18 protein-coding genes are annotated in these 14,604 nt (G+C 34.2%); 5 read left to right on the forward strand and 13 right to left on the reverse strand.

Annotated features, from left to right (window positions below):
- Positions 1–11: 11 nt before the first annotated feature.
- A complete protein-coding gene (locus SIB75_RS10370; RefSeq protein ID WP_413683251.1) occupies positions 12–341 on the forward strand; it encodes a hypothetical protein in 330 nt (109 codons plus the stop codon).
- Positions 342–343: 2 nt separating this feature from the next.
- On the opposite strand, the gene xseB is transcribed toward SIB75_RS10370, so the two are convergent.
- The 5 genes from xseB to SIB75_RS10395 form a co-directional block, all read right to left on the reverse strand.
- A complete protein-coding gene (gene xseB, locus SIB75_RS10375) occupies positions 344–634 on the reverse strand; it encodes an exodeoxyribonuclease VII small subunit (RefSeq protein ID WP_413683252.1) in 291 nt (96 codons plus the stop codon).
- Positions 635–660: 26 nt separating this feature from the next.
- Positions 661–1,821, reverse strand: coding sequence for an exodeoxyribonuclease VII large subunit (gene xseA, locus SIB75_RS10380; protein WP_413683253.1), 1,161 nt, complete (start codon positions 1,819–1,821; stop codon positions 661–663).
- Positions 1,822–1,855: 34 nt separating this feature from the next.
- Positions 1,856–2,002, reverse strand: coding sequence for a high light inducible protein (locus SIB75_RS10385; RefSeq protein WP_413683254.1), 147 nt, complete (start codon positions 2,000–2,002; stop codon positions 1,856–1,858).
- A 101-nt stretch (positions 2,003–2,103) separates the two neighbouring features.
- A complete protein-coding gene (locus SIB75_RS10390; protein WP_011822953.1) occupies positions 2,104–2,487 on the reverse strand; it encodes a hypothetical protein in 384 nt (127 codons plus the stop codon).
- Between the two features lie 54 nt (positions 2,488–2,541).
- Positions 2,542–2,817 (reverse strand): DUF2973 domain-containing protein, encoded by a 276-nt coding sequence (locus SIB75_RS10395; protein ID WP_413683255.1) that lies wholly within the window; start codon positions 2,815–2,817, stop codon positions 2,542–2,544.
- Between the two features lie 228 nt (positions 2,818–3,045).
- Between SIB75_RS10395 and SIB75_RS10400 the strand changes: the two genes are divergently transcribed.
- Positions 3,046–4,218, forward strand: a complete 1,173-nt coding sequence (locus SIB75_RS10400) for a trypsin-like peptidase domain-containing protein (RefSeq protein WP_413684865.1) — start codon at positions 3,046–3,048, stop codon at positions 4,216–4,218.
- 33 nt (positions 4,219–4,251) lie between these two features.
- On the opposite strand, the gene SIB75_RS10405 is transcribed toward SIB75_RS10400, so the two are convergent.
- Positions 4,252–5,967, reverse strand: a complete 1,716-nt coding sequence (locus tag SIB75_RS10405) for an ABC-F family ATP-binding cassette domain-containing protein (protein ID WP_413683256.1) — start codon at positions 5,965–5,967, stop codon at positions 4,252–4,254.
- A gap of 86 nt (positions 5,968–6,053) precedes the next feature.
- Here SIB75_RS10405 and SIB75_RS10410 point away from each other — a divergent pair, with 86 nt between their 5' ends.
- Positions 6,054–6,218: a hypothetical protein gene (locus SIB75_RS10410; protein WP_413683257.1), complete on the forward strand. Its 165-nt coding sequence runs from the start codon at positions 6,054–6,056 to the stop codon at positions 6,216–6,218.
- On the opposite strand, the gene SIB75_RS10415 is transcribed toward SIB75_RS10410, so the two are convergent.
- On the reverse strand, positions 6,219–6,449 hold the full coding sequence (locus tag SIB75_RS10415; protein ID WP_413683258.1) for a hypothetical protein: 231 nt from the start codon (positions 6,447–6,449) through the stop codon (positions 6,219–6,221). It abuts the gene before it with no gap.
- 34 nt (positions 6,450–6,483) lie between these two features.
- Positions 6,484–6,840, reverse strand: coding sequence for a hypothetical protein (locus SIB75_RS10420; RefSeq protein ID WP_413683259.1), 357 nt, complete (start codon positions 6,838–6,840; stop codon positions 6,484–6,486).
- Between the two features lie 138 nt (positions 6,841–6,978).
- Between SIB75_RS10420 and SIB75_RS10425 the strand changes: the two genes are divergently transcribed.
- Complete coding sequence (locus SIB75_RS10425) at positions 6,979–7,281, forward strand: ribbon-helix-helix domain-containing protein (protein ID WP_413683260.1); 303 nt, start codon at positions 6,979–6,981, stop codon at positions 7,279–7,281.
- A gap of 17 nt (positions 7,282–7,298) precedes the next feature.
- On the opposite strand, the gene SIB75_RS10430 is transcribed toward SIB75_RS10425, so the two are convergent.
- From SIB75_RS10430 to SIB75_RS10450, 5 genes are all read right to left on the reverse strand, one after another.
- Positions 7,299–8,435, reverse strand: a complete 1,137-nt coding sequence (locus SIB75_RS10430) for an anhydro-N-acetylmuramic acid kinase (RefSeq protein WP_413683261.1) — start codon at positions 8,433–8,435, stop codon at positions 7,299–7,301.
- A gap of 3 nt (positions 8,436–8,438) precedes the next feature.
- Positions 8,439–9,143 (reverse strand): potassium channel family protein, encoded by a 705-nt coding sequence (locus tag SIB75_RS10435; RefSeq protein WP_413683262.1) that lies wholly within the window; start codon positions 9,141–9,143, stop codon positions 8,439–8,441.
- A gap of 12 nt (positions 9,144–9,155) precedes the next feature.
- Positions 9,156–10,541 (reverse strand): TrkH family potassium uptake protein, encoded by a 1,386-nt coding sequence (locus SIB75_RS10440; protein ID WP_413683263.1) that lies wholly within the window; start codon positions 10,539–10,541, stop codon positions 9,156–9,158.
- Between the two features lie 103 nt (positions 10,542–10,644).
- Positions 10,645–12,462: an SLC13 family permease gene (locus tag SIB75_RS10445; protein ID WP_413683264.1), complete on the reverse strand. Its 1,818-nt coding sequence runs from the start codon at positions 12,460–12,462 to the stop codon at positions 10,645–10,647.
- 70 nt (positions 12,463–12,532) lie between these two features.
- Positions 12,533–13,738 carry an NAD(P)/FAD-dependent oxidoreductase gene (locus SIB75_RS10450; protein ID WP_413683265.1) on the reverse strand — a complete coding sequence of 402 codons (1,206 nt, stop codon included), beginning with the start codon at positions 13,736–13,738 and terminating at the stop codon, positions 12,533–12,535.
- 71 nt (positions 13,739–13,809) lie between these two features.
- Between SIB75_RS10450 and SIB75_RS10455 the strand changes: the two genes are divergently transcribed.
- A complete protein-coding gene (locus SIB75_RS10455; protein WP_413683266.1) occupies positions 13,810–14,601 on the forward strand; it encodes a phosphoadenylyl-sulfate reductase in 792 nt (263 codons plus the stop codon).
- Positions 14,602–14,604 lie beyond the last annotated feature (3 nt).

Raw genomic sequence — 14,604 nt, forward strand, 5'->3', positions numbered from 1 at the left:
CTTAATTACTCATGAATAAGCCATCTTCAATTACTTGGATGGTGTTTATTTTACTTATTATTTGGCCAACACCGGCTGGAAAATTTATTATTGATTTAGCAGGTGGAATATTCCTTTTCATTACAATAATACCCTTAATATTAGGTGGAATTGGATGGTTTGCCTGGAAAAGGATCCAATCAAAAGTACAAACCTGTGAAGCTTGTGGCTCAACCTTTCTCAATACTGAGATGATTTGTCCAGTATGTGGAGCAACAATAAAAAACACTAAGGATATTCTAGAAAATATTCCAGCAAGTGCAGCAACGATTGATATAAAATCTGAAGAAATAAATTTATAAAGTTAATCTATTTTTAGAAATTCTGGATTGATTTCATTAACCTCTTGTTCAACAGAATGTAACAGTTCCTCACAATGTTTAAGGAGTAAATGGCCTTTAATATAATTAATCTGAATTTTATCTAGTGAAATATTTTCATCTTGTACATTTTTTAAAATTGTTTCTAATTGATATATAGATTCTTCATAACTTAATTTATTAATATCATTTTTCAAAATTTCTATATTTTTTTTGCTAGTAACTTTTTTAGACATATATAAATGGTTTTTATTGCCTTTATCTTCAAATGACATGGTATATCAAATTTTATTTTATAAATTTATATTTTATCATAATTAAGACTATCAACCTCTGTGGTAATTTTCCCATCAAATAATTGAACTAATAATTTATCTTTTTCCTTAACATCTTTTATACTATAAATCGAGTTTCCTGATTCATCAGTAATTAAAGCAAATCCTCTTTTCAACCATTTATTAGGAGAAAGTACATCCAAAAGCTGAAATATATAATTTAATTTTGTTCTTTGATTTTTTATTAATAGACGGGGTGAATGAGATTGAAAAAAAGATTTTTTTGTATTTAAATAATTCTTTTTATTCTGAACAAATAATCTAAAATAATCATTGAGTATTTTCTTATTTTGCAAAAAATTATTTTTTTCATTTTCTCTTGAAGGTAATAGATCGACAATTGCAGCAGTTGGCGTAGCAGATCTATGGTCTGAAACAAGATCAGAAACTGTTAGATCGTCTTCGTGCCCTATACCTGTAATCACAGGGATGGGAAATGTTGCTATTTCTCTAGCAATGATTTCATTATCAAATAACATTAAATCTTCTCTATTCCCTCCTCCTCTAGCAATAATTATCGAATCTAATCCTAGCTTATTTTTTCTCAATTTACTTAAGATTGTCTTTAATTCGCTTTCATTATTACCCTGAACTGGAATAGGAATTATATACAGTTTTGTTAAAGGCCATCTTTCTTTAGCAGTTCTAAGCATATCGGCCAAGGCAGAGCTTGGAGAACTTGTAAGAATACCAATTGAATGAGGATATTTTGGCAATTTTCTTCTTAATGAATCATCTATCAAACCTTCTTTAAAAAGCTTTAATTTAACTATTTCGAACTTCTTAAGAACAGTAGAAATACTTGCTCGAATATCAAAAACTTGTACAGATATTCTTGCTTGCGATTCCCAAAAATTTAATTTACCAATAATAACAACGCCATCATCTGCCTTTGGTAGGAATTTCAAGGACTTGATTGTTGATGACCATGCAACTCCATCCACACTTGCCTTCCCATCAGTCAAAGTCAACCATAAATGACCTTTTTTTATTTGAGATTTAGAAACAGTCGCCTTCAGTATAAATTTCGGTGCGAATCCTCTAGATAATAATAAACCAATAGATTCATTTAATTCTTTAACACTATATGAAGTTAGGGCTTCTTTGTGAGTTTTAAAATTAGTCAAATCATGAAAAGTAAAAAACTAAAAATTAGTTTTTTCAACCAATTCCCATCTGAGTTAAAATTCCCTGCCCTGTTAAAAGCTCTGTTGTTAAACCTATTAATATTCCCAACATGGCCAAACGGCCATTCCATATTTCAGCGAAATTGACAAACCCATAGCGAGGCTCGAAGTTATCTTTCATTTGTAATTCAAAATCCAATCAATAATACTAAAGAAATGCTCCAAATGAGAAAACAAATAACTTAACTATTGAAATTAATTTATTTTTTAAAAGTTAAAAACCTATCGAACATGTCTTGCTCCATCAACTGGATGATAGTCCTCTCCTGTTAATTCCTCATAAATAATTGCTGGTAATCCAGTTTCAAACATTGTTTGTAAAGCTTCTTTTAAATAAGGATTCCATCCACCGGTACTAACTTCCCCGTGGCGAACTGTCCAATCCCATGTTCCTTGTAGATCTCTGGGCATTCTTCCTTCTCTGTCTCGTCTCGCAACCAAATCAAGAGATTCTACTAATCCAACTTGAATAGGATCTTTTCCATAAGCTGGAGTGAGACTTAGTTCTAGCCTGACGGGATCTTCCTTTAATAATCTGAGACGAAACCGAGGTGGTAACTTCATGTTTTTCAAAACTGCAGCGACTATGCGGGTTCGTTGTTCCAAAATAAAAACCTCTTTGAGAACTATTTAATGTCAAACCAAAAAATCTAATGAAAATTATTCAGAAGGCTTTTCAGATGATTGTGGATGATCAGTGTCTTTTGAAAAACGAACTGTGAGCAAATCTTCATCAGTAATACAGCCATTGTCGTTCAAAAGCTCAGGATGAACAGTAACCAACCCAGTTCTATCATCGTCTTTTTTCTTTGAAAATGAATTTTTTTTGTTTAATGATTGACCTGAGAAAAACCCATTCAGCATTACTCTTGCAGCTACAATCAACAAAATAAAAACTGAAAGGCCATAAAGAACAGGTAAGAAATTGCTCAACATTTGCGAAATGAGAAATCAAAAAACTGAATGCCTTATTCAAATCAAGTTTTGAACTTGCTTTAGTTTCATAAACTTCAGAGAATAAATCAGAATAAGATTCTAAAGGAAATAAAGTTTGAATAGTAGTTCTTTAGTAAAAATCTACGGTAATCAAATTAGTGGATCTTTCAATTTCTAAATTAGCTATCATTAGCCTTTCAGGTGAAAACTAATCCCTTCCGAAAGATCATGCATGGATTAGATACAACGAAACTTTTAATAGGATCACTGAAATTGCGTAAAGAAAAATATTTTAAATTTTTAGTTTTGATTGTACTTTTTATTTTTAATTTCCGATTTGATACTCCAATTCATTCTAATGAAGCTTTACTACTTACTCCAGAAAATCTACAAAAACAATCTTTCGTCTCAAAAGCATTACATCTCAGTGGAAGTGCTGTTGTCACTATAGAAACAGAGCGTAAAGTGTTGTCTTCCAGTGAAGGAGTCTTCCTGCCTGGAATTTTAAATGATCCATATTTTGAACGTTTCTTTGGTCTGAGAGGACTCGAAGTTCCAAGATCTCGAATTGAAAAAGGACAAGGTAGTGGAGTGATTTTTTCTGAAGAAGGTCTTGTCTTGACTAATGCTCATGTCATAGAAAAAACTGACCAACTTATAGTCGGCTTATCTGATGGACGAAGAGTGGTGGGCAATGTTGTTGGGGAAGATTCTTTAACTGATCTTGCAGTGATTAAACTTAAAGCAAAAGGTCCTTGGCCCACTGCTCAATTAGGTAATTCTGATAATCTAAAAGTTGGTGATTGGGCAATTGCAGTTGGAAATCCTTTTGGACTAGAAAACACTGTAACCCTTGGAATAATTAGCAATCTAAATAGAGATGTTGCTGAGCTAGGAATATCCGATAAAAGAATAGATCTCATCCAAACTGATGCCGCAATTAATCCTGGCAACTCTGGTGGTCCGTTATTAAATTCTTTCGGAGAAGTAATTGGTATTAACACTCTTGTTCGCTCAGGGCCAGGAGCAGGATTAGGTTTTGCAATACCAATAAATAGAGCCATGAAAATCGCCAACGATTTAATCACTACTGGCAGAGCCAAGCATCCGATGATCGGAGTAACACTTTCAAGCAATATTAAACAAAAAAATAACTTTCTTTCTCAAAGAGAAAGTGGAGCAATTATTAAATATTTGATACCAAATGGTCCTGCCAAAAAAGGTGGATTAAAAATTAATGATTTAATAATTTCTATCAATAATGAAAAAATTTCAAGTCCAGCAGATGTTGTAAAAAAAATCAATAAAGCTGATTTAGAATCGACTTTGAAAATTAAAATAATTAGAAAAAATATAGAGTCTATAAAATTCATCAAACCTATTGATATATATGATCTTTAACTATAAACTTAAAAAGTATTTTAATAATAATAATTATTTTCTAGTTTTTTTCTTCTTTCTCTGCTTGTCACGATTAACCAATCTTTTTCTTTCTCGTTCTGCCAATTTTAATTCTTTTTCTTTTTCTTTTTCTTCCTCAATTTTTTTTTCTTTATAATATTTATAATCACCTTCATACTTAATTAATTGACCATCTTTTATTTCAACAATTTTGTTTGCAACTTGTGATATAAAATATCGATCATGAGAAACAATTAATGCACTTCCATTATAATTAGATAATGCCTGCTCTAGCATTTGCTTTGAGGGTATATCTAAATGATTTGTAGGTTCATCAAGAATAAGCAAATTTGACGGCTTTATAATCATTAAAGCCAAAGCAAGTCTTGCTTTCTCTCCTCCACTTATTTGACTAACCTCCTTGAAAACCGAATCATTAGTTAAGCCAAAGCTACCTAACAATGATCTAACCTCTGTTTGGGTCCAATTTGGTACTGATTGAGAAATTGTTTCGATTACTGTTTTTTCTAATTCCAGAGCTTCGGCCTGATTTTGTTCAAAATAACTAGGAATAATATTATATTTTCCTATCACAATAGATCCTTCTTCAGATTCCTCTAAACCCATAATTAGTCGTAGCAAAGTAGATTTTCCAGAACCATTTGCACCTAAAAATGCTATTCTTTCACCTGGTAGAACCTCCAAAAAAGCTCCCAAAAATAAAATATTTTCATCATAACTATGAGTTAAATCCTTAATGCTTAATATATCCTTACCAGAGCGAGGTGCTTCCATAAACTGAAAAGTAGGTCCTTTTAATTTCTTCTCAGGAGCTTCTATTTTTTCAACTTTATCTAATAACTTTTCTCTACTTTTAGCTTGCGTACTTCTAGTAGCACTTGCTCGAAATCTTTCAATATATTCCTTTTGAACTTGCATATCCTTCTGCTGTTTCTCATATGCAACTTTTTTTGATTCCAATTCAAAATCTCTCTGTTGAAGATACGATGTATAGTTTCCAAGGTAACTTTTAGATTGACCTCGCTCTGTATTAACAATTCTTGTACAAACCTTATCTAAAAAAGATCTATCATGGCTAACAATTACCATCGCTACTTTCTGATTTAGTAAATAGTTTTCTAACCATTCAATAGTATCTAAATCTAAATGATTAGTTGGTTCATCTAATAACAATAAATCAGGACTTTGCAAGAGAATCTTTCCTAAAGCTATTCTCATCTGCCACCCACCCGAAAAGTCTCCAACTAATTTGTCGCCCTCGTTTTGATTAAAACCAATGGTAGGTAATAGCTTTTCAACTTTAGATTCTAAATCGTAGCCATTTATTGATTCAAATTTGCTTTGTATTACACTTAATTCTTTAATTAATGAGTCGAGATAATCTGAATCTTTGGAGGCTAATTCAGAGTCCATATTATCTTGAATTAATTTTTGATTGTGAAGTAAATCAGATGCTTCTTTAAAAGCCTCGAACAATTCTTCTCTAACAGTTCTCGTAAAATCAACATCAAATTCCTGTTTTAAATATGCGATAGATAGATCCCCTTCACTAATCAAAGATCCATCAGTTGCCTCTTCTAAACCAGCAATAATTTTTAATTGTGTCGATTTACCTGCTCCGTTAACTCCAACCAAACCGATTCGCTCTCCATTTCTTATTTCCCAACTGACATCTTTCAAGACTTGGCCAGTGGGATATATCTTACTAATCTTCTCAAGTCGCAACACTACAAGAAAACCTCAAGTGAATTACCTTCAATCATTTAGCTTTAAAAGATGCCAACTGATTTAAATTACATTACGTAAGTTAGGCCATGTTAAGACTCGAACAAATTACTGCTTTAGTGCTCGCAGCCGCTCTTGCAATTCCTAGTTATTGGTTCTTTTGGACGATGGCAGGGGGAGGCGGCTATGAACGCAGAGAAATAAGGGAAAATGGGCGAGATACATTTAAAAACCCATCTTCTTTCAAAAACTAATCACAAGCCCCCCCTAGCCTTAATGAGCCATTGTTTTGTATCTAAATCTTCAATGGTAGTCAAATATTCTTTTACCTCTTTTGATGTGACTGGCAAATTCATTTCAATCCCAAATTCACATATAGACTTCATAGCGCCTTTAGGATCTTGAAGAGCTTGACGAAAAAGATCTTGTTTTTTATTAGAATCAGCATTTATTAGCTTATAAAGCTCTGCAGCATTGCCGCTCATAAGAAAAACATTTACTAATTAGCACAATATTCAATTATGCAGCTTTTGTCTGGCAATCATTAGATTGATTGCACATATCTAAATCACTTTCCTTCAGACCTAATGCAGAAGCGTCTTTCATGCTTCTGGCATCCATACAAAGAACTTTACGAAGTTGAGCAAAATTTGCAGCATGGGAAGATCTTCCTTCTTTACTAGCTCCATATTCCGCTCTTTGCAAAACATGGTGTAAATGTGTCAATAAATAAGAGCTCACAACAGCAGAAATTAGAACATCTCCATTCTTACCATTGCTACGCCTCTTCCTTCTTTGTGTTTTTATAGCCCTTTTATCAACAACGACAGTCGAAGAAAGAGGTTTAGATGTTTGTGGAAGAGATGGCTGAGACATGAAATACTCCTTTTCAATCAGAAAATTTAAGGAAAGAGTGACAAGACAAAGCTGGCCAGATTGGTAAGTATCATACACAAGGATACTACCCTTGCATACAAGTGTACACTATTTACTACTTGGTAGTTCTTTGTACGCATGGCTACTCGTCAAAACTCATCGAACGGGAAACAAAAATCTCCTCGCATCCAAGTTGTCCTCCCAGAAGATTTATGTGAAAGATTGTCAGAATTAGCCGAAAAAGAATCTAGAACTGTCAGCAATATGGCCAAAGTTTTAATTCAGGAAGGTGTTAAGCAACACGAATTGAAAGAAAGTTCAGTATCTAAAGAATTAGAAATAAAGAAAAGTAAAACAGAAAATTTTATAAATGCATTAGAGAGACAAAAGACACAAAGACTAAAAGGCATTCCAAAAAGATTAAAATTTAAAAGAAATTAACTTTTAAAGCAACAACATCAGGGATCAACTCTCACTCCATAGATAAGAGGTTTATTTGCTCCTGTGATGTACTTCGGATTAACTTTTTTACCTAAGAAATTCCACCAAGATAAAGTTGCAAAAACTAGAGCCTCTCTAAATTGAGATGGAATACCAATTTCATTTATGGGACGGACATTAACACCGCAGCATTGTTTCTGTAGTTGTCTCATTAAAAATAAATTTCTAGTTCCACCTCCAGCAACCAAAAGCTCAATTAAACGAATTTTTCTAAACCTAAAAAGATTATCTAAATCTTGAGAAATTATTGATGAAGTAAATGTGGTTAATGTTGATACTAAATCTTCTTTTGATAAATCACCCAATTCCTTTTTCCTTTTTTGTAAATCTTGAATGCCAAATTGCTCTCTGCCTGTAGATCGTGGAGGTCCGAGGTGAAAGAAAGGTTCCCTCAACCACTTTTCGATGATGTTTAATTTAGGTATCCCACGAGATGCTATCGCTCCATTAAGATCAAACTTTGAGGATGAATTAGTACTTTCTTTAATAGCTAAATCAATTAAGGAGTTAGCCGGTCCGCAATCCCAACCTAAGCACTCAGAGGTTCTTTCAATTCCAGTTTTAGGTGGAATAATTGTTAGATTAGCTATGCCACCAAGGTTGAGAACTCCTCTCCAGCCATAAAGCCTTCCAACTAAAGCTTCATCAACTAACGCTACCAAAGGGGCACCATGACCACCTGAAGCAATATCCTTTGATCTGAAATCATAAACAACAATTTGATCTAAAATATTTGCGAGTAAAGGTCCTAAAAGAATTTGAAGACTGCCTCCTCTTTTATTTGTTTTTACACTTCTATGAAATAAAGTTTGGCCGTGACATCCAACAACTTCAGCGGTTGAATCAGGATCACAAGACCTTGCAGCCAAAGCATTTAGCTCAGTAATTTCCTCAGCTAACTCAAGCCATTCTTTGTTATTAATCTTTAATCCTTGTCCCACTTGTATTATTTTTTCTCTAATTGAGGAAGGATATTCATAAGAACGAGTATTTAAAATTTTCCATTTTGGTTTTGAAGGATCACCTTTAAATTCAACTAAAACTGCATCTATTCCATCCGCACTTGTCCCACTCATCAATCCCAATACGCGCATAGATTAAGTTTGAGGCAGCTTTTGAAGATCTTCCATTGAGCCCATAACTACGAGTACATGATCTTTTTCTAAAATATATTTAGCTGGAGGATTGACCGTCAGTAATTGAGCAGGACCAGCAGCTAAAACGTTAACAAAATAATTTTTTCTAAGATTCAAATCTCTTAAAGAACGGCCTACAAACACCTCAGGAACTTTAATCTCATCAATACCGGTTTTATCATCGAGTTCTAATCTTTCAATCAAATTAGGTCTAACTAATTCCAAACCCAATCTTTCTCCTTGCATTCTCGAAGGGAATACCACCCGATCAGCACCAACCCTTTTCAGCATTTTTTCATGTAGATCACTTGTTGCTCTAGCAATAACCTGCTTAACAAAACTTCCCTCTGTATCTTTAGCAATAAGAGTTGTCGTAATACTTGCCTCAATTGGCTCACTAATGCCGACCACTACAGTCCCCATTTCAAGGACACCTGCCTCTTTCATAGACTCTTCATCCGTTGAATCAACCACCCTAGCTTCAATTGTTGGCTCGAGTTGACGTAATTCCTCTATTGCCTTCTCTGAGAAATCAACAGCCAAAACATCAGCGCCATTTCTCAATAGTTCTCTACAGACAGCACTTCCAAAACGACCAATCCCAACTACAGCAAAACCAAGTTTCTGGTTTGCTTTTATGGGAGACCATTGCCACCAATCACTCATGATTTGTCCTCCTTAAACATAAAGATCCTCCCTCGGATAGCCAATTCGATTGCGATGTTGAAGCTTGCTTTTATTAAGAGCTTGCCATACAGCGCTCAAGAATAAAAGGATTCCCAGTCTGCCAACAAACATTCCAATAATCAGAATTAATTGACCTACATGTCCTAGCTTAGAGGTAACGCCAAGATCGAAACCTACAGTTGCAAAAGCAGAAATACAAGTGAAAAGCATTTCTAAAAATGAAAAATTCTCTCCACTATTAAAACCATTACTCAAACTTAATAATAGAGCCATAATTAATACAAATAAAAATGAACCAACAGTAATACCTACAGCTTTCAGAATTACTTTGTCAGATATCTGCCGATTCCGAATAATAATTTCATTTTGACCACGTAAAGTTGCTCTTGTAGCTGCCATTAATGCAGCAATAGTTGTTGTCTTAATTCCGCCTCCAGTGCCACCTGGACTTGCTCCAATAAACATAAGAAACATTAACAACAGAAGGCCAGAGTCAGAGACACTCTCGATTGATATAGGTAAATTAGTAAAACCTGCAGTTCTCGCACTAACAGAAGTAAATAGAGAGGTTAAAATACGATCATCGAAAGTAATTAACGAAAAGAAACTACCCCTAGCTAACGATTCAGTAAAAAGCAATCCGAAGAATCCCAGAGAAATTAATATAAAAGATGATCTAATTACTAAACGTGTATGAAGACTTAAATTTCTTAATTTTAAAGATCTACGATTTATCCATATATCATTAGTTACCCTCCATCCAAAACCACCTAATATAATTAAAGTAATTAAAACAAAATTCACTACCCAATTACTTCTATAATCTTGTAAACTATTTGACCATAAACTAAATCCAGCATTATTATAAGCAGATATACTATGAAAAATTGATGCCCAGATCCTCTCACTTGAGCTAGTTATATTATTGAAACCAAAAAAATACAAGGTAATAGCACCAAGAAAAATAAGAATAGAGGCTGTAATCGCAATCCCTTTAAAAGTTCTTCCCACACCACCGACTCCAAATTCATCAAGAGTTTTTCCTCTATCAAGACGTGTTTTTAATTCTGTTCCACTAACAATAAAGCCCTGTAGAAACGTCGTAATAGCCATTAAACCAAGGCCCCCAGTTAATAACATAATCGCTAAAATTATTTGCCCAAAAAATGTCAAATCTAGTCCTATATCAATAATAGATAATCCAGTAACGGTGACAGCAGAAGTTGCCGTAAAAAATGCCTCCCACAAGCCTACATTTGCATGAGAACATAAAGGCGTAGCTAATAATAATGTTCCAAAAGTAATCACAAGCAAACCAGTTACCACTGTAAACTGTGGAACTGTAAGCCTTCTATAAGTTTCTTGCCTAATACTCACTTTTTTCGACAATAAATGGAGACTAATTCTGAAAAGATTAAATAATCAAAATCTAATGAAAAATTTGGATTTTTTTCTAAATTAACAATCACATCCATCATATTTAAGAAATGCCATACTTTAGCAAAATCAACCCAGGAACAAGAAACGTCATCAAGATGGTCAACCCAGCTCCGTATCTAGTGACATCTAAGAACTGATAACGCCCAGGTCCAAATACCATAAGGTTTGTCTGGTAACCCATAGGAGTAAGAAAAGATTGACTAGCGCCAAAAAGAACTGTTATCAATAAAGCCAAAGGAGGTAGATCCATACTTGGCGCCAGTTGAACAGCAATTGGTGCCAAAAGAGCTACTGAAGCGGCGTTACTGACAAATTGAGTGAATATTGTAGTCGAGAGAAAAATTACTAGTAAAGCGGAATAAGTAGATAGGTCTTTCAATATAAAAATTAAAATATTCGCAAAAGCATCTGCAAGGCCTGTGTTTTGCATTGCGACACTAAAACTAGAGAGAGATCCAAGCAAAAGAATTACATCAAGTCGAATTGATCTTTGAACCTCTGCGGGCCTTAAACATCCACCCCAAACCATTCCAATTACTGCCAATAAAACCGAAGCAACAAGAGGTAACTCAGTAAGTGAAGGAAGAATCAACATAGCAATGGCGATACCAATTGCTATAGGTTTTCTTGTGACAGTTGGTAGATCATTATCAAATTGATCTAAAACGAGTAGATCATTACTATCTTGCAATCCTCTAATTGAATCTCTGGGTGCTTGAAGAAGTAATACATCCCCCTCTCGTAAAATTGCTTGGCCCAATCTTTCTTGAACAGTTTGCTGCCCTCGTCTTAAAGCTAAAACAGTTGCATTATGCCTTTGCCTAAATCGTAATTCTCTCAAACTCGCGCCAGCCAAGGTTGAGCCAGCTGGCAAAAGGACCTCTACAGTTTGTTGACCTTCATCAGTATTGGATAGAAAAAAATTCTTTTCAGTATTTAAATCTTTAGTTAATTGAACTGTATGTTCTTGTTTTAATCGCAAAAGATCTGAGCGTGTAATTCTTATCAACAAGCGATCTCCAGATTGAATTATTCGATCAGCCAAAGGTGGTAAAAGTCTCTCATTCTCTCGCTGTATTTCTAAAACATCGACATCAAATCTTCTTTGCAAGCGACTATTCCTCAAGGAATTCCCAACCAATTCAGAATCAGAAGGAATTGTGACCTCCGTAAAATAACCAGTTTGATCCGAACTACCCCCATACTCTGAGCTAATTCTTCCTCTATCAGGGAGTAAAGATTGAGGAGCTAACAACATATAAGCTGTCCCAAGCAACCATATTGGTATACCTATTGCAGTAAAAGTAAAAAGATCAAAAGAACCGTAGCCAAGTTGATCGCTAATATCACTCACTAACAAATTTACTGAACTACCCAAAAGTGTTAATGTGCCACCTAATACCGTAGCGAAAGATAGTGGCAGCAAAACACGAGAAGGCGATAATTTTCGCTTTACACACCAAGCCTCGATAACTGGTAAAAGTGAAGCCACCACTGGAGTATTAGGAACAACGCCTGACACAGGAGCAACAACCAATCCAAGCAAAGCTATTAACCTACGCGGAGTTCGAATACTTTCAGAAGCTATTAACTCTCTTAAACGATCAAGAGCTCCACTTTTAAAAAGTGCAGCAGAAACTGCAAATAAGCCCATCAATGTAATCAAAGCAGGACTTCCAAAACCAGCCAATGCTTTTTGAGGAGAAAGAACTCCTGTTGCCATTAATAGTGAGACACTCAAAAGTCCAGTCAGTTCAGGAGCTAGAGCACTACTTACAAATAAACAAACTGCACTAATCAACACTGCCAAAGTTATGACAGCTTTTGGATTTTCAAAAACAGTTAATATCTCATTCATATTATTTAATTAATAACCTTTTCAACTGACTCTGTCCAAGTATTAATTTTAAGACTACTGCGTAAAGGAGCTAAGGAGATTGGGAAAATAAACGATTAATTATTTTTTTACTAAATAGCCATGAACCAGAGGATTTAAACGATAGAAGAAACCCTGGCATTCTCATTAAATATGCAAAACGCCTAATTTCAAAAGCAAGGGGTCCTGCCAAGGTAATTCCATAGCCAGTAATAGATGCATTACCAATGCCAAGACTCAACATTTCTCCAAGATCTTCAAATTGGAATGGTTTAAGTTCATTTCCCTTCCTTAGAGAAATAATATTTTGAGCCACTAAAGAACCTTGCTGCATTGCAACTTGAGCGGAAGAAGGGAAGGGGGCATTTTCACAAAATGTGATATCTCCAACGAAAAAAATATTTTTATATTCATCCATTTGCATAAATTTATTTACTTTAATCTTCTGATTTTCATTCAAAAAATGATATAAAAATTTTAATTTTGACGATTTTAATCCTGCAGTCCATAATAAAGTAGAATAATCAATTTTAATGTAATTATTAATTTTTTTATTATCAGTACTGTAAAGTTCTAAAAAAGTTTTATCAACAGATTTTATTAAATAATCTAAATAAACTCTAATATTTCTCTTACCTATTTCTTCGATTGCTTTTTCTCTATTAAATGATTTGCATGTAGGTAGAATTTTATCTCCTTTATCAACTAAATATATTTCAACCCGATCTTTTATTAAATCAGAAATTTTACATGCAAGCTCAACACCGGTTGGGCCGGCTCCAGCAATTACTATAGGATTAGTATATTCAGAAGAATTATTTATTTTAGTTATTAACTTTTTAATTATTTGAAAATCATTTAAATTAGAAAAGCCACAAGCATAGTCTTGTAAATTTTCTAGCAAGGAATAATTAGTTGTCACTCCTGTGCTAATGACAAGTTGAGAATAAGTTATTTCAATCTCAGATGAAGTAATTAACTTTTGTGCTATTTCATCAATTTCAACTACACATTCTTGTAAAAAAATAAATCCTAATTCTGAAGCTAAATCAGAATACTGAGGTGCCACCTCCCATAATTGGAGCTCACCGCTTAATAACTCATAAAGCAATGGCTTAAAAAGAAATCTATTGCCTTCATCAATCAAAATCACTGAAGTTCCATCTGACTTGGCTAACAAAGCTTGAACAGTAGCCAGGCCTCCAAAGCCACCACCAACAACAACTATTGGGTCAGATTTCAAATTGTTCAAGTCCATAGGGACTAGATATAAGATGATTTTAAAGACCCTAAACAAACTTTGACCGATTCGGCATTCAATTCTCAAATATGCAGAAAGAATCCCAAGACAATCATACCGGTGATTTGAGAGAATCAATTAACTTTGCTCAATCTTTTCTGGTGGAATCAATTGATGAAACAAGTAAATATCTTGAAAAACTTGCTGCTCAAGATCAACTCCAATGGGCCCATGAGAAATTTGATGAGAAATTTGTTTTAACAACCAGTTTTGGAATCCAATCTGCTGTTTTACTTCATATGACAGTGGCTTTAAAATCTAGAAAAAAACCAAAGGTGATTTGGATAGATACTGGTTATTTACCTAAAGAAACTTATAACTATGCAGAAGAACTAACAAAACTATTCGAATTAGATTTAATCGTAGCCCAAAGCTCTATCTCACCAGCCAGGATGGAAGCAATATATGGAAAACTTTGGGAAACTGGCGAACTAAGAGATCTAAACAAATATCACCAAATACGAAAAATTGAACCTTTAGAAAATGTCTTATCAGAACTCGACGCTCTTTGTTGGGCTAGCGGAGTACGTAAAGGTCAAACCAAAAACAGAGAATCCATGTCACATATTGATTACATCAGAGACCGTTTAACTCTACGACCACTCTTAAAATGGACTAAGAAAGATATTTTCTATTACATGGAAAATAATGATTTACCTCAACACCCTTTATTTGAAAAAGGCTATTCAACTGTTGGAGATTGGCATTCAAGCGTAGCTGAAAATAATAATTCCAAAGGAAGATCAACAAGATTTGGAGGGGTCAGTGAAGAGTGTGGAATTCATGTTGATGAAAATAATTTTTTAGGAGAAGGAATATAGCTG

Source organism: Prochlorococcus sp. MIT 1011 (assembly GCF_047305235.1).
Lineage (GTDB): Bacteria > Cyanobacteriota > Cyanobacteriia > PCC-6307 > Cyanobiaceae > Prochlorococcus_B.